The sequence below is a fragment of the Caldalkalibacillus mannanilyticus JCM 10596 genome (assembly GCF_000615945.1).
Taxonomy (GTDB): Bacteria; Bacillota; Bacilli; order Caldalkalibacillales; family JCM-10596; genus Bacillus_AT; species Bacillus_AT mannanilyticus.
Genome location: NZ_BAMO01000003.1, coordinates 114408 through 130857, shown reverse-complemented (window position 1 = coordinate 130857; position 16450 = coordinate 114408). Strand labels below are relative to the sequence as shown.

The window sequence follows — 16450 nt, the reverse complement described above, 5'->3', positions numbered from 1 at the left end:
TATTTGTATTCCTTATTTTCTATAGAGGAGAGGGAAAATATAGCTGTTTGTTTTTGGTATTATGTAGACGCCCCGAGCCAAATTTCTTTTTTTATGATTTCACGCTGGCAACAAGCACTTAAATAGTTTTTGGTATTGATTCTTTTCCGTTTTCCTAAAGGCTTTTGACAATGACTACAAAACAGTTCATAGGCTTTCTGTGGAACTTGAACGGTATGGGTAGAAATGGCTCCGACTCGCACAAGCTCCATCTCAAATTGTGGATGATGATCATGGAAGGGCTTTCCCTCTATAAATAAATGATAATGGCAAAGTTCGTGTAAGAGAACAGAGATAAAGGTATCCTTGTTCAGATGCTGTGCTGCGTATTTGCTTAGTTCGATTTTGAGAGGGATGCGTTGTTTTCCTTTGGTTGTATAGGCAAATCGCCCCATTGCTGCACGCAATCGACCATTCCAGACAACAGGAATGTCACATGTTTTTTTCCAATGTTGCAGAGACAGCTGGTTCGCTAATAGCTCAAGCTGTTCCTGTGAGTATTCAATAGGGAATGGTTTAAGTGTCATAACTTGATTCAACAGGCTCCTTTTCTTTGGTTGAGGTAGGCTTATACTCCTTTAACCACCGATCGATGAGCTGATGTAATTTTTTCTTCCTTCTAATCAGGAAGGAAACCAGTTCGCTTCTGCTCGATTTCTTTAGATACGGAGGAGGTATTTTGTCTATAATCTGTCTTATTGTATCATCTGAGAGGGATTGAATACAGTCAATATAAGCTGGAAGATGCTCCTGATTTTCGATGATATAGCTGGGAGTCCTTTTAAGTAACGCCTATTATACTCGGATACCGAATTCCAGTACTTTTTGTTCCAGCGTACTTTCTTCCAACGTATGGCGCCTAGTAAGCTTAAGCCATGATCAATAAGGTAAAAATCATATCCTTTATTAGTGGGGTAGAGGATAATGTTACGATTATTCCGGTCAATATTAGCAATCCAAACATCAAAAACAAACATTTTTAATAATCTTTTGGGGCGGTGTAGATGGTCAAAGATATTGGGATGCTGTTTTGAAAGCTGTGCCCAATTATAGAGCGGGGTCTGTTTTTTCTCCAGCGAAATAATGCCTGCTTTCCCTTTGATCCTTACTTTCTTCACACTTGCCATTGGCAAATTAATTTTTTTCCCTAGACGATAAGCAATGTATTCGTTTGCAATAAGAGGTCCACAAAATTGTTCATTCTGGGGAGTTGTATACTTAAAATAGCCTTGTTTCTTCTTTTTCTTAGAGGTTAATTGAGAGGCGAACCAGACAGAGCCTAGTTTTTCTCTGCTTGAAAGATGTTTAACAAGCTTCCATTGATTCAACAATATTCAGCACCCTCACTTTCTTATTCCGATATAATATAGTTTATTAAAAGATAAAGAAAAGAGTGATGTTTCATGGAAAAGTGTACGTTTAGTTACGTCCCGACCCCTCTTGTACCGCTCGCTCACATGAGCAAACAGCTGGAGGTTGATCTGTGGATCAAACGTGATGATCTGACAGGCTGTATTGCCACAGGAGGAAATAAGATCCGTAAGCTAGAATATATTCTCGCCGATGCGCTGAAACAAGGAGCAGATACCGTTATTACGACAGGGGGGCCACAATCTAATCATGCCAAAACAACGGCAGCTCTAGCTGTTAAAGTAGCTTAAAGCCGGTTCTAGTATTGGCTGGAATGGACCCCGGACATCGTAAAGCCAATCTTTTTCTAGATCAACTCGTGGGAGCAGAGATATGCTTCAGTGGTGCGTATACTCCAAAACAGATGGAAAAAGCGTTGGACAATGCCTATTCAGAATGGAAAGAAAGAGGAAGAAATCCGTATATCGTCCCCATTGGAGGTTCCAATGGGTTAGGGACTCTGGGTTATGTAGATGCTTATCAAGAGCTAGGAGAACATGATTTTGATTGGATTGTGGTCACAGCAGGATCAGGAGGAACCTATGCAGGGTTAGCGCTGGGAGTATTGTTGGATCAGCATAATAAGCAGACAAAGCTGTTGGGCTTCAGTCCATGGCTAGAGAAACAAGAGATTGAAAAGCGAGTACACCAATGCATGGAGCAAGCCAGTGAACTTCTTCCTGCTGAGCAAAAAGAAACGATAGTAGCTCTCTCTTTCGATCGTCATGAGCGTCTACTATTGGATGATCAATATATAGGAAGTGGTTATGGAAGAATCACACCGGAAGCGAGTGAGGCGATTCGGCTATTTGCCCAAAAAGAAGCCATCCTCCTAGACCAGGTCTATACTGGTAAGGCGATGGCAGGAATGCTAGATTATATTCAAAAGGGAATCATTCAGCCTAAGGAAAAGGTTCTCTTCTGGCATACAGGAGGAGCCCCAGGATTGTTTGCCTTAGATCAGATCTAAGGATCTAAGACAATCTACTCAACTTAGGAGCCAGCCCCTCGATATTGTCTAACTCCGAAGTTCCATATTATTAGACCGAGAAAAAAGACGATAATCCCGACCAGTGGAGTTGCCATAGAATAGACATACCAAGCTTCCCGCTGTAAGAAGTAGGCACTCGGATACATCCCAACATAAGCAAAGGGCAGAATCCAAGTAAGAACAAAACGAATCAGTTTATTGTAGACGTCTAAAGGGTAACGCCCATAGTTCTGAATGTTCCAAATCATAGGGGCGATTCCTGTTCGGGAATCCGAATAAAATCCAATGGAAGCAATGGCTACATAAATCCCAGCATAGACTCCTACGCTCCCGAGGACTAACAAGAGGAGAATAAACGGATCGTACCATGCAAAGCTAAGCTCTAGCTGCGAGGCAGCATATCCCATAATGATAAAGCCGGTAATGACACCGAACATCGCCTCTGGCTGTGTTCGTTCGAGAACGATCTGAGCAAGATTATGGATAGGACGAGTCAATACACGATCCATTTCTCCCTTAATAATATAACGATCATTGAAATCCCATAGATTAAAGAAGGTCGTAAAAATAGCATAAGGAATTAAAAAATAACCATAGATAAAAATCACTTCCGCTTGGCTCCATCCAGCCATGGCGGGGGTATGTTGAAAGACGACGAGAATGAAAATCAGGCTGACGGCTTGCATGAGCAAATCGGAGAGAATTTCATTAAAGAAATCCATACGATAGATCATGCGCGACTTAAGATATTGTAAGATATAATCCCAAATAAGATGAAGATAATTCATATCGTATTTTTTATCCTCCTTGCACAACGAGATTTCGTTTGGCTCGCATCCATAATAGCTGGATAGGTAACATCAGAATCATAAACCAGATCCATTGAATTCCTATGGCATGCCATGCTTCTGCCCCCTTAATCCCTTCTGTAAAAATCATTGCAGGTAAATAGCTAATCGCCTGAAAAGGAAGGTATTGCAGAATGGAAGCCGCCCATGCTGGAAAGAGCATGATGGGAATTAATAAACCAGAGAAGAGGTCGACCACGACTCTTTTTGTCTGCATAAGCCCTTCATTATTAAAGAAAAAGAAGGTTAGAATTCCTGTGATTAAGTTAATCTGCGTGTTGATGACAAAAGCCATACAAATACTGACAAAATATAAGAGATAGACATTTAGTGATGAAGGTACTTGAAACGGAAAGAGAATGGCGACGAGCAGAATCCCTGGGATGGAGAAGAAAAGAAAACGAAAAATCCCTTCCCCCAAGCCTTGCATCGTCTTCATTAGCAAGTAATTGTACGGGCGAATTAACTCAATCGCCACTCTGCCTTCACGAATCTCGGCTGCCATTTCACGATCAATATTATTAAAATAAAAAGCCCTTGCCATCCATGAGATAGCGATATAGGTACTCATTTGTAAAGCCGTAAGCCCCCCTAATGTATCTCTAGAACCATAGATGGCGTCCCACAAGAAATAATAGGCTCCGATATTGATCGCATAGATCAGAATCCCGCTGTAATAATTGACCCGATACGCTAGCATCATCAGAAAACGAATACGAATCATTTCTAGATACTTTGACATTAGGAAATCCCTTCCTCGTATATTTTACGAACAATTTCTTCTGTGCTTGTTTCGTCAATCGATAAGTCTTTAAGCTGGAGATGAGAGATCGCGGCAAGAAACTCGGATACATTTACTTCATGAATCCTAGCACTAAATTGAATAGGGCTCTTTTGCTTCCATTGATAGTCAGGGGGCAACTGATCGAGAGAATGTGGCTCAGCTAATTCAATATGAACCGTCTTCCCTTCCCCCCAGTTTTCTTTTAAATGACTCAGAGAGCCATCATAGATCATCCGCCTTGATCAATCATCACCACTCGGTTACAGAGGGCTTCAATATCAGATAGATCATGGGTTGTAAGTAGAATCGTTGTTCCGTATTGCTGGTTCATTTCCTTGAGAAAATCACGGATTTTCAGCTTGACCAGTACATCTAGGCCGATGGTCGGCTCATCTAGAAAAACCAGCGGTGGATTATGAATCAAAGCAGCCACAAGCTCACAGCGCATTCTCTGACCCAAGCTCAGCTTCCGCACAGGCTTATCCAATAACTGAGCGATATCTAGAACCTCGATCATATGCTGAAGATGACGGTCGTCTTGAATACGATATATTTTCTTCAATAGCTGAAAGGATTCTTGAACCGCAATATCCCACCATAGCTGACTGCGCTGACCAAATACGACACCAATCGTTCGAACAAACCGTTCTCGCTCCTTAAAAGGAACCATGCCATTGATCTTCAATTCTCCAGAGGTGGGCATCAGAATTCCTGTTAGCATCTTGATCGTGGTGGATTTTCCTGCCCCATTTTCTCCTATGTATCCAACAATTTCTCCTTCAGCTACCTGTAAATCGATTTCATCGACCGCTCGTATGGTTTGATACTCACGTGTCAATAAATCTCGAAAAGCCCCCATCAATCCTGGGCGACTCTTGTGACTTTTGAAATCCTTCGTTAATTTTTGTGCATCTATTCTTAGCATAAACTGCCTCCTTTAGAAGGGTTGAATAGATCATACCACAAAGGCAAATATCGTAATAATAATTTTGCTTTACGAAGAAAAAATGGGGAAGTATAATTATGGAAAAAAGAGAAGGCGGTTGAAACTCTTGATAATAGGATGTGATCTTGTTGAAATTTAAATGGGTTCCATATCTTGTTCTTCTCATTGTATTAATAGCAGGTTCCTTCTTCTTGAGGAGTACCCCCACTTACCCAAAATGGGTGGGAGAAAGTAAAGGAAAACAATGGCTAGCTACGTTTGAGCATACGAAAAAAGGTCGGTATAGTGGAATGCTTCAATGGCAAGGGTCCTCTGAAGCGTATTTTTACTACTATGAATTTTATGAAAATGGAAAACGGACTTCTCATTCAGGTGCAGATAGAGAGAGGAAACCGATAGAATACGCCAAATATTTTGCAGATCTTGGAGGAATCCCCAAAGAAGGGGAGAGATTAGAATTAAAATTGGTCTGGGAAGAAGACGGAACGAAATATGAGGAAATGATTGAACTTAGGAAACAATAGTGAACCTCTCAGTAAGAGAGGTTTTACTTATTTGCCAATGATGTGCTTAACATAGCACATCGTTAAGCCTTGTTCAAGGACAGGCTAGGCAGGGAATACCTGTCCGAAATGGAAGTTAAGCGATGAGCGTTGGAATGGAGGATAGGTATTCCCCTGCCGTCGGTTGGAGGGATGAAGCCTCCTAAAAACACCGAAACAAAAAGGACTCGGCAAAGCGAGTTAGTCTTTCATAGATGTTTTTGAAAAAAAGATTGAAATAAGAAAACAAAGATGGTAATATTATGCTCATGTAGTGAATATTAATCACTAGTGAACAATTATCTGTTCTGGATAAAGTTCATACAATCTCTTCGAAGAGAACTGCAGGAACAATGAACCGAGTATTTGTATCATGAAGCTCCAAATAGAAAGGAAGAATGGACGTTGAATGTAAACATTCAGTTTAAGAAGGGGGCACTCGAACTTTGCGTGCTGTATTTGATCCACAAGAAGGAACAGTATGGTTACGAGTTGGCGAAAAATGTATCAGAGCATGTGGAGGTAGCTGAAGGAGCTCTGTACCCGTTATTACGTCGATTGGTCAAGGATGGCTATTGCACGACCTATTTGGCTGAGTCCAATGAAGGACCTCCGCGTAAGTATTTTAAGCTGACTCCCCAAGGGGAGGATTATCTACAGGTTTTATTACATGAATGGAAAAAATTTGTTTCAGGTGTAATGGATTTGATCGAGGAAGGAGATCGAGATGAATAAATCTGAATTTTTAGCCGTGATAGAGCAGCAGCTACAAGCCATAAATAAGGAAGACCTTCAAGAGTTATTGGATGATTACGAGAGCCACTTCGAGCTCGGTAGACAAAATGGGAAAAGCGAAGAGGAGATTGTAGGAGAATTAGGAGATCCGAAAGAGCTGGTCCAAGAGTTTTGGAGAGAGCATGAGGAGGGATCAACCGAAACAACCTACTCTGAATCTCAGGGGGAACGTCATTTCGCTGAAGAGCCTAAAAAATCAGGAGGGCAAATGGTTTTGACTCTACTTGGACTTTTATTCCTAAATCTACTGTTTGTTTTGCCTCTGGGCTTGTCCATCTGGGTGCTTTGGTTCTCTTTATTTCTGGCTGGAATCGCTATGTTTGCAGCACCCGTGCTGTTTGTTATTGATATGATCCTGTATCAATCGTTTTTCCTTGGGAAACTCTTTTTGACGATGATCATTTTCGGTCTAGGTGTTTTTATGGTCATGGGTACGTGGTATTCGAAAAGAGGGCTGCAAGATATAACACGTCGTTATATAAACTGGAATAAAAATGTGCTGGGAGGCTAACGAGAAATATGGTAATAAGAGAAAAATTAATCATGATAGTGGCAGGGCTTTGTATCGTATCGGGATTGATGGGATATGCTGTCACAGGGTTTGGTTTGGAAGGGTTAAATGAAGGGGTTGCCTACGAGAGGATATGGGAGCTTGATTCAGAACAATTAGATCGTCTTTCTATCCAAAGCGATTATAATGTTCTCGTGCAATTTGTTCCAAGTGAGGATGGGAGAAACACCGTCCATCTAAGAGGGAAGGTTCATGAAGAAGTACTTTCACAACTTGAGCAGACGAAAGTGACTCATAATAAGCTGAACTTATTACTCAAACGACCGAAGCGAATTGAATTTAAATATCTGGATTTCACGGGAATCGATGAGCAAATCATAACAGTCGCTTTAACAGACGAGAAGCTTATCAAGTCATTAGAGGCTGAGTTAGGAAGCAGTCAAATAACGATTAAGAACGGGATATTGAATTATCTCGATGTAAGAGTAGGCTCAGGTCAAGTTAGTATTGAACAGATGGAAGCAGAAAAGCTTGATTTGCAGGTCAGTTCAGGAAACATGGAGCTATCTGACATCCTTGGCTCAGTGGAAGCGAAAGTAGGTTCAGGTTCCATTAAGGTAAACAAGGTTCAAGGCAACTTCAAGGCAGAAGGAAGTTCAGGTTCTATTACTGGTAGTGACATAACAGGAGATATTGATGTCCAAGTGCGCTCTGGAAACATTCGATTGGAGAATACCTTGGGAAAGGTCAGGGTAGAAACAACCTCGGGTGATATTCGATTGGATCAAAAGGCAGTGTCTGAAACCTTGGCGACCACTTCATCAGGCAATATTCGAATCTTTGTCCCACGTGATTTTGCCGGATTTTATGATGCACAGGCAAGATCGGGTTCGATCCGTACTCCAGAATCGAAAAGAGAAACAGATCAGTATATCAAAGCAAGAACGAATTCTGGAGATATCGGCATCGAATTAAGATAGCTTTCCTTCTTTATTCACGAGAACGATACCTAGTACAACTAATGCCATACCGATAAAGCTTGATATAGCCAAGCTATTCTTGAAAATGAAGAAATCAAGCAAGGCAGTCATGGGGGGACACCGTAAAATAAGCTGGTGACATTGGTCAGGTTTCCTTTTCGTATCAAATGATAGAGGAGGAGAGTAGCTCCTACCGTAATAACCAAGACCATCCATGAGAGAGAAAGGGCAAACAGTGGTGACCAATTGATGTTTTGTTCTAGATAATAAACGAAAAATGACAAGAAGAAGGTTCCTGCTGTACACTGAATCGCCATATTAGAGAGTTGATTCACCTTGATCGATTTTTGCAGAATGGTCCCTCCTGTAATACAGCAAAGGGAGAGAAGTGAACTTATGATGCCTAAGGTTGAAATGTTGCCCAAACTGACGCTATCAATGACCACTAAAGCAAGCCCTAAGATTCCCATAATCAGTCCGATCCATTGAAGGTAGCCGCTTTCTTTCTTAAAGATAAAAGTGGTAATAATCGGCTGCGCTCCAAGGATAATCGCTAGAAGTCCAGGAGAAACATGGTAATCTAAGGCAAAGAAATAGAAAATTTGATACCCCGCTTGCATACACAAGCCCGTGATGATGATGTACATCCACTCCTTGAAGGAGGTGGGTAAAGCGGATTTCCATACGAGCCATACTCCCCAAAAGATGAAAGAGGAGAATAGAAAGCGGAAAAAGAGAAAAATGAGTGGATCTGCGTAGAGTAAGCCCATTTTGACAAAAATAGCTCCGCTACTCCACATCAAGATAAACAATAAGGGAATCATGCCCTTATTCAAACGGCTATGTAGAGAAATTTCTGTCCCAGTCGGTTCTTTCCCTAGTGGGTTTACTACGATCTTAGATTGATCATTCATGATTCATCCCTCTTTTCAAGCAATACTTTATAATGTTTGGTAGAGGGAGTAAAATGAGTGTTTTAAAAGATAACGATCGAATTTTCTAATGGGAGGAACTAGCTTATGGAAATGAGGCATTTACATACCTTTAAAGCGGTGGTTGAAACGGGGAATTTTACCAAAGCTGCTGAGCTATTAAATTATTCCCAATCGACCGTAACTTTTCACATTAGGGCCATTGAGGACGAATTAGGTACTCCTATCTTTGATCGCATAGGAAAAAAGGTGTTGCTGACGGAAGCAGGAAAGCAATTATTCCCCCATGCTACACAGATGCTTACCCTATATAAAAACCTAAAAGAATCTGTGGGAAACGGGGGAGAGGTCAAGGGAAAAATAGTCGTTTCTGCACCGGAAGCCTTGTTCATATATAGGCTGCCTCCTCTGATTAAGGAATTAACAGAGGAGTTTCCAAGTATAGATCTTGAATTAAAGCATCTGGATTCATTAAGCCTGAAAACAGAATTAAGTCATGGTAATGTGGATGTAGCCTTGTTGATTGACGATGTTCAGGTAGAGGAAGAGATTTGCTATGAAAAACTATGTGAGGAAAGCATGATGTTGATTTCAGCAGATCCGATCAATAGGGCTGAACAGAATTTCTTGAGCGGGCAAACGTTATTATTTACGGAAAAAGGGTGTGTGTACCGAAAGGCATTTGAAAAGGTCATTGAGCAGAGCTTTTCTGCTACAAATTCAGAGAAGGTAACCCCAACATCCTCGCTTGAGTTCTGGAGCATCGAAGCGATAAAGCAGTGCATCCTGTGTGGGTTTGGTGTGAGTGTTCTTCCTTATAGTGCAGTCAGACAGGAAATACAGCAGAATCTTCTGTATGCACAGCCAGTAGATACCAAAGCGGGTTTCTCGATTTATCTCTGCTATCATAAGAACAAGTGGTTATCTCCTTCCATGCAAGTGTTCATGAATCTTTTGAGAAAACATATGGTGGAATGGCGTTAGAAATTGAAAAATAAAGTGTTTGAATCAAAGTAGTTAATTAAAAAAAAGGCAATATCTCTCGATAAAATAAAGGAGGGATATTGTTTTTTTTGTATTGTTTTTTGTGGTTCTAGCCTTTATAATTAGTACTAAATGTTTATATAATATATAGTAAATAAAGATCATCAAATAACCATATATAGGGTATATAATGGTTATTTTTACTCGTTGATGACAAATTTTTTTAATGATAAAAAGGGAGCTTAATATGAAAAAACCAGTCCTATTAGGGATTATTGCGTCTGTTTCAATGGGTTTGTTTCTGTTCTTTTTAACGGTAAACCAAAACAGCTCAGGTAGCCCTGTGGAGAGGGATGAGATCATGGGATCAAATGATTCTGAGCAGCCTATGCTTCCGGGGGAACAATTTATTCATTCATGGATGTGGAATGAAGATGGGACTCTACGAACTCATCTCCAAGATTATGAGAACTCAGATCCAAATGTGGCGTTAGGAGCAGAATCTCTATCTGAATCCTTGGGACTATGGCTGCTGTATGTTGTAGAAAAAAAGGATCAACCACTTTTTGATCGTGGGGTTGATGTGCTGCAAGCCCACTTCCTGGGTCAGGATGGTTGGATTTACTGGAAGGTGGGGCATCCCACGCAAAAGGTAACAACCAATGCCTTAGTTGACGACCTGCGTATCGCAGAAGCCTTGTATAAGGCATCAGCACTCTGGAGTGAACCCGGCTATCTAGAACTAGCGAAGCAAATTGGACAAAGCATCATGAAACGAAATGTAGTAGAAGGAATGTTTGTTGATTTTCACGATATACGTTCAAATTGGTCTAATCGTAGTATAACCCTTTCCTATCTCAACTCATTCGCTTTCGAAGAAATGTTTCATCATCAGCAAGTGAGTGAGGAAGCGTATCACAAAAGTATTCAATTTTTACAAGCTCTTCCCCTGAAACAGGGATTTTTCCCCTTTTCTTACGATGTGGAAGAGAATGTGTATCACTACCATCAAGAAGTGAATATGATTGATCAGCTCTATATTTATTATCATCTCGTACGAACGGGGGCTGAGGCAGATGAGTTTTGGCGTTTTGTACAGGATACTTTCTATAGCAAGGGTGGCTGTATGGCGTGTATGATGTACAAACGAAAAAACCAAGTGTCGAGTACGAATCTCCAGCGGTATACGGATTAATGATTCTTGCTGCTCTGGAGAAAAAGGATAATGCCTTCGCATTAGATGTCTATTACAGAATGATTCGTTTTCAAACTTTGAGTCCTGAAAATCAGTACTACGGTGGATATATGGATTATTACAGCAATGACACTCACATTTTTGACAACCTGATTCCGTTATTAGCCGAGAGGAAGATGTATCATGCAGGACTTTTATACTAATCGCCAGATCATGACGAAACGACGTTTTATCTATCTTAGCTTACCTCTGTTTTTAATCTTATTTTTTTGTTATGTAGCTGTTAACTTTGCTCAAATGAACATGGCTACAAAGACCCTCTTTTTTTTCACCTTATTTATTGGTTCTGTAGGTTTATTAGGAGGATTGCTGAAAAGCTTAGGGCTTTTATTAATCACTTTGTTTTTCTTTGGCTCGATTCTCCTCTGGAATCAATTTGGGACCCCCTTTCTCTTTTTTTCCGTACAAGAAATTATTTATTGGATGAGTGTATTGATGATCGTTGCTGTTACCACAGGGAAGTTTCATCAGTGGGTATTGACGATATTGACTGAGAATAAGGAGATGAGAGCACGTTTTGATGAGCTAGTGACGATTGATGAAACCACTGGCTTTGATAATCGCAAACGTTTCTTATTTGAACTGGAGGAGGAGTATAACCGTTCTAAGCGTACAGGCTTACCCTTTGTGCTTTTAATGTTTAAGATCAACTACTTCAAGGAATTCCAGTCTCTCTATGGTCCAAAAGAAACGATTCATTTATTGCAGTTTGTTTCCGACGTGATGTGGAAACAGACAAGAATGAGTGATCGCAAGTTTCGATATGAGGAAGATACGTTCGCGATTCTATTGACGAATACAGAGGCAGAAAATATAGAAATCATTCTTCATAAGCTGGAGAGCAAGCTGAAAGAACATGTTTTGTTGAATAAGAAAAACCAAATTAACCTAACGATTTCCTTTGGGTTCTCAAGCTATAGTGAAACGACGAATGATTATACGGAGATGATTCAGCATGCAAAAGAAGAGCTTCAGCAGTATGTTCAGTAGACGTTTCATCATGATTACGATTGGGATGATCTTTATCTTATCTTGTCAGGTCGGGTACGCTTCAGAACGGAGTGCCGAAGACAAGGGACAAAATACAGATTCAAGGACTCTGGTTGTATTTACAACAGAAAATAAGGAAAAAGATCTTTCTATAGACCTGATTGAACCATTCTTGCGTTATTTTTCGCCACAGATTACATTTCAAAACGAGGAAGCATGGGTAACTTCTCAGCTGGAAGGAATGACGCATCTAATCTATTACGGAGGAGTGGAGCAAGAGATATCTGTTCCCTTTTTAAGGAGCCTTGACTCATTTCCTGGTTCGATGCTCGTGATGGGTCATAATGTAGAACAATTTGGGGAAAGGTATGGCTTTCTTACTCTAAAGGGTCAAATAGCCATGAACGGCATTTCCCAAGCATCTTCTCCTATTATTCAACGCTTTCATCAGATTTCTTCCATGAATCAATTGATCATGAGCGAGGGAGATGTTCTTATACAGGGCTGGAAGGGGGATCACCCTTCACCCCTACTTGTTAGAAATGAACAGGATTTTTACTATGCATCTGAGCATATAGATGAGTCCTCCCTTCCGTATTACGTAGAGGGATTAATGGCGTTTTTTGAGTATGGAGACAGAGGAGATGTCGATGTCCAATCGCTGATTTCGCCTATAGTAGAAGAACTAGATTCGACGGTGGAAGAAGCGGTAGAAGGAGAAAAAGAGGGACAAGCTGTCATGGCACAGCAAGAGATCTCTGAGCAAGAGCTGCTTGCCTCATTTCAACAAACCGCCACTAGATCAGGAGTGCAGACGATTTTATGGGGAATTGTAGCTCTGGTTTCGATCATGATTCTCCTGTTTTTAGCATACACCTTGCATATTCGCTTAGGGCTTCGAAAACAGTTATTTGAGGAGAAAAAAATAAATGGCTAACTTCTTGTTTTATACGACACTAACGGTGATTTGGCTGATGTTGTTGTATCATATGTTTTTAATGCAAGGCGGCTATCTACACTATCTTAAATATAGAAAGCCGATTCCAGAGTGGGAGAAGAAAAATCGTCCACTTCCGAAAGTAAGTGTTCTCATTCCGGCACATAATGAAGAAGTGGTGATTGCCCGAACTCTTCAGGCTATGGTCCGGCTGAATTATCCGAAGGACAAGCTCGAAATCATTGTCATTAATGATAATTCTAAGGATCGTACAGGAGAAATAGCGGAGGAATGGGCTAAAAAGTATCCTTTTGTCAAAGTTGTGCATACGAAGCCGCCTGATGCTGGAAAAGGAAAGTCAGGTGCTTTAAATCAAGGATTGAAGAGCTCAACAGGAGAGATTATTGCAGTATACGATGCAGATAATACACCTGAACGAGATGCGGTCTACTACCTTGCTTTGGCTTTAGTCAATGATCCTAAAGCTGGAGTTGTTGTAGGGAAATTTCGCGTGATTAATGCGCAGAAGAACTTGCTCACTCGCTTCATTAATATTGAAACGATTTGTTTTCAATGGATGGCTCAAGCAGGGCGTTTCCGCTGGTTTGGCGTCACTACAATTCCAGGGACTAATTTTGCTATTCGCCGAGAAATTATCGAGCAATTAGGAGGCTGGGATGAAAAAGCCTTAGCAGAGGATACAGAGCTGACGATTCGAGTTTATGATGCGGGGTATTATATTCGCTTCTTACCTGCGGCGATTACCTGGGAACAGGAGCCGGAAACATGGAGAGTATGGTGGAAGCAAAGAATTCGTTGGGCAAGAGGAAATCAATATGTTGTCATTAAGTTTTTGTCACGATTGTTTACACTGAGGAAAAAAAGTATTGTATTTGACCTTGTTTACTTCTTTTTTACGTATTTTCTTTTCTTTATGGCTGTCATCGTTTCGAACGTCTTATTTGTGACGAATTTATTTGTTGATTTACACCTGCAAGTGGGAATGGTCGCCATGATCTTATGGATATTAGCCTATTTCCTTTATGTCACGCAAGTTATGATTGCCTTAAGCATTGAAAAAACAGAATTTAATATAAAGAATATAGCCGTAGTTTTCTTTATGTACTTTACTTACTCGCAGCTGTGGCTATTGCTTGTTATGTACGCTTTATTCTTAGAAATGAAGCGCGTGCTGTTTCGTCAAGAAGTGAAGTGGTACAAAACAGAACGCTTTAAGCAAGAGAGTAAGGGCGAAACTTTATAATTTGAAGTAAATGGAGAGAAAAAAATGAAGAAGAGATGGATCTACAAACTAATCACAATCATAACGGTTCTAATGATAGCTCTAGCACCAAACCAGCCTATGGTCTACGGACTGGAGAATGAATCAAAGCAGATCACAGCTACCAATCTAGCAGGAAAGGAGAAGGTGCTGATTCGCTCTAATGTTTCTCCTCTTTCAGCAGGGAGCCTCTATTCTTTTTCTAATCAGCCGATTACGCTGCAAGGGGTTGATCCTTCGTACGAGTTTTTTTATTACGTACCCAAAGCTACGTTGGGGAATCAGAACTATATGGAGCTAGAATATCGTCATTCAGAGCTGTTGCTGTCTACGCAATCCACATTGACCATTTTGGTCAATGGCAAGCCGCTCAAAAGCTTTTTTATGTTAGAGGAAGGTGAGCAGTCAAAAACAATTCGAATTCCGCTAGGTGCAGATGAACTGGCACAAGGCTATCATAAAGTAGCGTTAAAAGCACATAGTGTGGTTTCTGATGATCTTTGTGCAGATCAATATAATCCAGCAAATTGGGTTCGAATTGAACCGACTTCGTTTCTGTACTTTGATACGAAGGACACATGGGAGGTCAGTGATTTATTAACAGAGTTTCCCTATCCTTTTGTTGAGCTGGGGACATCAGATGAAGTATATGGGGCGATTGTTGTACCTGATCAGCCAACAGAGCAAGTGATCTCATCCGCTCTACACCTCGCCTCTTATCTGTCCTCTATCACCGTGTCGGGAAAAGTGATACCGCTGATGACAGAATCAGAATGGGAAAAAAGCAAGAAGAATCGTGATGTGATTGCTATCGGAAGTGTAGAAAGCTGGCAGGGAGACATGAGAAAAATCATAGCAGAGAATCATCAGCAGGTGCAGAAGGACGCTCTACAGCTCACTTATTTCTCATTAACCAATCAGGAAGAAGAAAAAAATCTACTTTTACTTGTCACAGCGATGAAGGATGAAACGATCCAAGAGAAGCTCTCTGTTCTCACAGATCCTGATTTGCGTAGTATGCTAAGCGGAAATCATATGACGATCGACAAGCTACCTGTGAAAACAATAGAAGAAAAACAAACCGCGCTAACTCTCTCTTCCTTTGGGTATGAGTCTCTTCTATTAAAGCAGGGTTTAGTAGCAAGCCAGCCTATGTATATTCGTATTCCGGGCTATTGGAAAGTAGGGCAGGAGAGCTTCTTGGAATTGAAGCTTAGAGCCTCTTCTCTATTGCAAGCTGGCGAGGCGAAGGATTTTGAGAAGTACGGACTAACCATCTATTTTAATGGCATTCCCAAAACCATCTCTATGGCTGATCTTGATCGTTCACAAGGGGATCTTATGACCGTGATAATTCCATTAGATGAATATATAAGAGATCGTACCAATGAGCTGATCGAATTGCGTATGGAGGCTCACATTGCTGATGAAAAAGGAGGAGCTTGCTATCGCAATCAAAACGATGGTCAGTGGATATTAATAGACAATGATAGTGCTTTTCATCTCCCATACGAAGTGGCGAAGGAAAGAACATTCCGTTATTGGCCTGCTCCATTTGTCAATGAGCGAGGGATGGATTCAACCGTCTTTTTGATTCCTCAAGAAGTAGACGGGAAATACCTGACTCAGCTTGCTCGTGTGGCAAAAGAGATGTTACTAAGCACCCAGCATCGGAACACAATCGATATTGTGAAGGACACACCAGCGGCGAAAGAGAAGCTGATGCATCATCATGTTGTGATTTTGGGCGATGCAAGTCAGTACCAAGCCCTGGATACATTAGAGGAGTTATTGCTCGTCCAAAGGGAGAAAGGGCAGCTTCAGGTATCGGACTTTCATGCGCTGAATGAAACAACAGCCTATGTGGCGTGGTTACAACCCTCTGTCTGGGATGAGAATCGAACCATGCTGATTATTCAACATACGGATGTAGGTGAAAATGAAAAAGGAAACTTTATTCATCCAGCGCTCTTGCGTTCTCTTACGTCTGAACCAAGGGATTCTGTGTTATTGACGATGAATCATGCGCAGCAAATCCATCACCTCCCTGCTACACTGGAACAAGAAACGGAATTTGTTGATCCTCCCGAGAAGTCTAAAGAGGATGATCAAAGCTTGCCTTACTGGATTTTTCTGATCATTTTTGCTGTGTTTCTTATTGCTTTCTATGTCTTTATGAAACTCTGGAGAAGGCAAAGCCAAGTGAAGGAATAGGCTTTCTTGT

18 protein-coding genes and 1 pseudogene are annotated in these 16450 nt (G+C 41.0%); 13 read left to right on the top strand and 6 right to left on the bottom strand.

Annotation, left to right across the window (positions count from 1 at the left end; genetic code table 11):
* Positions 1 to 59: 59 nt before the first annotated feature.
* Both JCM10596_RS23495 and JCM10596_RS23490 read right to left on the bottom strand, forming a co-directional pair.
* Positions 60 to 578: a SprT-like domain-containing protein gene (locus JCM10596_RS23495; protein ID WP_148302490.1), complete on the bottom strand. Its 519-nt coding sequence runs from the start codon at positions 576 to 578 to the stop codon at positions 60 to 62.
* A gap of 156 nt (positions 579 to 734) precedes the next feature.
* Positions 735 to 1370 (bottom strand): HipA family kinase, encoded by a 636-nt coding sequence (locus JCM10596_RS23490; protein ID WP_025025831.1) that lies wholly within the window; start codon positions 1368 to 1370, stop codon positions 735 to 737.
* 72 nt (positions 1371 to 1442) lie between these two features.
* Between JCM10596_RS23490 and JCM10596_RS30720 the strand changes: the two genes are divergently transcribed.
* On the top strand, positions 1443 to 1700 hold the full coding sequence (locus tag JCM10596_RS30720; RefSeq protein WP_081791870.1) for a pyridoxal-phosphate dependent enzyme: 258 nt from the start codon (positions 1443 to 1445) through the stop codon (positions 1698 to 1700).
* A 23-nt stretch (positions 1701 to 1723) separates the two neighbouring features.
* On the top strand, positions 1724 to 2419 hold the full coding sequence (locus JCM10596_RS23485; protein ID WP_267879664.1) for a 1-aminocyclopropane-1-carboxylate deaminase/D-cysteine desulfhydrase: 696 nt from the start codon (positions 1724 to 1726) through the stop codon (positions 2417 to 2419).
* A 23-nt stretch (positions 2420 to 2442) separates the two neighbouring features.
* Here JCM10596_RS23485 and JCM10596_RS02795 read toward each other — a convergent pair whose 3' ends face one another.
* The 3 genes and pseudogenes from JCM10596_RS02795 to JCM10596_RS23480 form a co-directional block, all read right to left on the bottom strand.
* The gene (locus JCM10596_RS02795) at positions 2443 to 3228 is read right to left on the bottom strand and encodes an ABC transporter permease (protein ID WP_025025830.1); all 786 of its coding nucleotides are present in this window, start codon (positions 3226 to 3228) and stop codon (positions 2443 to 2445) included.
* 10 nt (positions 3229 to 3238) lie between these two features.
* Complete coding sequence (locus tag JCM10596_RS02790) at positions 3239 to 4030, bottom strand: ABC transporter permease (RefSeq protein ID WP_025025829.1); 792 nt, start codon at positions 4028 to 4030, stop codon at positions 3239 to 3241.
* Positions 4030 to 4997 (bottom strand): annotated as a pseudogene (locus JCM10596_RS23480) (ABC transporter ATP-binding protein). Before JCM10596_RS23480 ends, JCM10596_RS02790 begins: the two are co-directional and overlap by 1 nt.
* A 149-nt stretch (positions 4998 to 5146) precedes the next feature.
* Between JCM10596_RS23480 and JCM10596_RS02780 the strand changes: the two are divergent.
* The 4 genes from JCM10596_RS02780 (at position 5147) to JCM10596_RS02765 (ending at position 7846) form a co-directional block, all read left to right on the top strand.
* On the top strand, positions 5147 to 5542 hold the full coding sequence (locus tag JCM10596_RS02780) for a hypothetical protein (protein ID WP_025025828.1): 396 nt from the start codon (positions 5147 to 5149) through the stop codon (positions 5540 to 5542).
* Between the two features lie 423 nt (positions 5543 to 5965).
* Complete coding sequence (locus tag JCM10596_RS02775; protein WP_025025827.1) at positions 5966 to 6295, top strand: PadR family transcriptional regulator; 330 nt, start codon at positions 5966 to 5968, stop codon at positions 6293 to 6295.
* Positions 6288 to 6866 (top strand): DUF1700 domain-containing protein, encoded by a 579-nt coding sequence (locus JCM10596_RS02770; protein WP_025025826.1) that lies wholly within the window; start codon positions 6288 to 6290, stop codon positions 6864 to 6866. The genes JCM10596_RS02775 and JCM10596_RS02770 overlap by 8 nt, the downstream gene beginning before the upstream one ends.
* A gap of 8 nt (positions 6867 to 6874) precedes the next feature.
* On the top strand, positions 6875 to 7846 hold the full coding sequence (locus JCM10596_RS02765) for a DUF4097 family beta strand repeat-containing protein (protein ID WP_025025825.1): 972 nt from the start codon (positions 6875 to 6877) through the stop codon (positions 7844 to 7846).
* Between the two features lie 107 nt (positions 7847 to 7953).
* Here JCM10596_RS02765 and JCM10596_RS23475 read toward each other — a convergent pair whose 3' ends face one another.
* Positions 7954 to 8760, bottom strand: coding sequence for a DMT family transporter (locus JCM10596_RS23475; protein WP_051541148.1), 807 nt, complete (start codon positions 8758 to 8760; stop codon positions 7954 to 7956).
* 105 nt (positions 8761 to 8865) lie between these two features.
* Between JCM10596_RS23475 and JCM10596_RS02755 the strand changes: the two genes are divergently transcribed.
* From JCM10596_RS02755 to JCM10596_RS02730, 7 genes are all read left to right on the top strand, one after another.
* Entirely contained in the window at positions 8866 to 9762 is an 897-nt protein-coding gene (locus JCM10596_RS02755) for a LysR family transcriptional regulator (RefSeq protein WP_025025824.1), read from the top strand.
* 247 nt (positions 9763 to 10009) lie between these two features.
* A complete protein-coding gene (locus JCM10596_RS23470; protein ID WP_051541147.1) occupies positions 10010 to 10957 on the top strand; it encodes a glycosyl hydrolase family 8 in 948 nt (315 codons plus the stop codon).
* Entirely contained in the window at positions 10894 to 11160 is a 267-nt protein-coding gene (locus JCM10596_RS27385) for a hypothetical protein (protein WP_148302488.1), read from the top strand. Before JCM10596_RS23470 ends, JCM10596_RS27385 begins: the two co-directional genes overlap by 64 nt.
* Positions 11141 to 12007: a GGDEF domain-containing protein gene (locus JCM10596_RS02745; RefSeq protein WP_025025823.1), complete on the top strand. Its 867-nt coding sequence runs from the start codon at positions 11141 to 11143 to the stop codon at positions 12005 to 12007. Before JCM10596_RS27385 ends, JCM10596_RS02745 begins: the two co-directional genes overlap by 20 nt.
* Positions 11973 to 12944: a hypothetical protein gene (locus tag JCM10596_RS02740; RefSeq protein WP_148302487.1), complete on the top strand. Its 972-nt coding sequence runs from the start codon at positions 11973 to 11975 to the stop codon at positions 12942 to 12944. The genes JCM10596_RS02745 and JCM10596_RS02740 overlap by 35 nt, the downstream gene beginning before the upstream one ends.
* Positions 12937 to 14208, top strand: a complete 1272-nt coding sequence (locus JCM10596_RS02735) for a glycosyltransferase family 2 protein (RefSeq protein WP_025025821.1) — start codon at positions 12937 to 12939, stop codon at positions 14206 to 14208. The genes JCM10596_RS02740 and JCM10596_RS02735 overlap by 8 nt, the downstream gene beginning before the upstream one ends.
* 24 nt (positions 14209 to 14232) lie before the next feature.
* On the top strand, positions 14233 to 16440 hold the full coding sequence (locus tag JCM10596_RS02730) for a cellulose biosynthesis cyclic di-GMP-binding regulatory protein BcsB (protein WP_025025820.1): 2208 nt from the start codon (positions 14233 to 14235) through the stop codon (positions 16438 to 16440).
* The last annotated feature ends 10 nt before the right edge of the window (positions 16441 to 16450 follow it).

What these genes read in the sequence shown, in the direction of transcription:
- JCM10596_RS30720 (WP_081791870.1), top strand. Translation starts at nt 1,443, where the DNA reads ATGGAAAAGTGTACGTTTAGTTACGTCCCGACCCCTCTTGTACCGCTC.
- JCM10596_RS23485 (WP_267879664.1), top strand. Translation starts at nt 1,724, where the DNA reads ATGGACCCCGGACATCGTAAAGCCAATCTTTTTCTAGATCAACTCGTG.
- JCM10596_RS02795 (WP_025025830.1), bottom strand. Translation starts at nt 3,228, where the DNA reads ATGAATTATCTTCATCTTATTTGGGATTATATCTTACAATATCTTAAG.
- JCM10596_RS02790 (WP_025025829.1), bottom strand. Translation starts at nt 4,030, where the DNA reads ATGTCAAAGTATCTAGAAATGATTCGTATTCGTTTTCTGATGATGCTA.
- JCM10596_RS02770 (WP_025025826.1), top strand. Translation starts at nt 6,288, where the DNA reads ATGAATAAATCTGAATTTTTAGCCGTGATAGAGCAGCAGCTACAAGCC.
- JCM10596_RS02765 (WP_025025825.1), top strand. Translation starts at nt 6,875, where the DNA reads ATGGTAATAAGAGAAAAATTAATCATGATAGTGGCAGGGCTTTGTATC.
- JCM10596_RS23475 (WP_051541148.1), bottom strand. Translation starts at nt 8,760, where the DNA reads ATGAATGATCAATCTAAGATCGTAGTAAACCCACTAGGGAAAGAACCG.
- JCM10596_RS02755 (WP_025025824.1), top strand. Translation starts at nt 8,866, where the DNA reads ATGGAAATGAGGCATTTACATACCTTTAAAGCGGTGGTTGAAACGGGG.
- JCM10596_RS23470 (WP_051541147.1), top strand. Translation starts at nt 10,010, where the DNA reads ATGAAAAAACCAGTCCTATTAGGGATTATTGCGTCTGTTTCAATGGGT.
- JCM10596_RS02745 (WP_025025823.1), top strand. Translation starts at nt 11,141, where the DNA reads ATGCAGGACTTTTATACTAATCGCCAGATCATGACGAAACGACGTTTT.
- JCM10596_RS02740 (WP_148302487.1), top strand. Translation starts at nt 11,973, where the DNA reads ATGCAAAAGAAGAGCTTCAGCAGTATGTTCAGTAGACGTTTCATCATG.
- JCM10596_RS02735 (WP_025025821.1), top strand. Translation starts at nt 12,937, where the DNA reads ATGGCTAACTTCTTGTTTTATACGACACTAACGGTGATTTGGCTGATG.
- JCM10596_RS02730 (WP_025025820.1), top strand. Translation starts at nt 14,233, where the DNA reads ATGAAGAAGAGATGGATCTACAAACTAATCACAATCATAACGGTTCTA.